Source organism: Streptomyces sp. BE303, assembly GCF_036290945.1.
Lineage (GTDB): Bacteria > Actinomycetota > Actinomycetes > Streptomycetales > Streptomycetaceae > Kitasatospora.
The window spans coordinates 1-283 of record NZ_JAQYWZ010000739.1 but is presented as its reverse complement, the minus strand read 5'-3'; the positions used below and the strand labels follow the sequence as shown (position 1 = coordinate 283).

At 58.3% G+C, this 283-nt stretch carries 1 rRNA gene; it reads right to left on the bottom strand.

What is annotated here, in order from left to right:
* Window positions 1-118, bottom strand: a 16S ribosomal RNA gene (locus tag PUR56_RS21995); the annotation flags it as partial.
* Window positions 119-283 lie beyond the last annotated feature (165 nt).

Here is a 283-nt window from a genome sequence, read left to right as displayed (position 1 = left end):
CCCACGTGTTACTCACCCGTTCGCCACTGATCCACCCCGAAGGGCTTCACCGTTCGACTTGCATGTGTTAAGCACGCCGCCAGCGTTCGTCCTGAGCCAGGATCAAACTCTCCGTGAATGTTTACTCGGCCCCGAAATCAACCAGAACCGGTCGACACCCGCGTTGAGCGGCACGGCAACCACCGGAATAGGGCGGCCCCGCGCACTGCGTCCTCGCTAGTGTTTTACTTCAAAAGGAATCTCCAACCCCGAAACAAGTCCGAGGCCGGGGATGTCAACATAT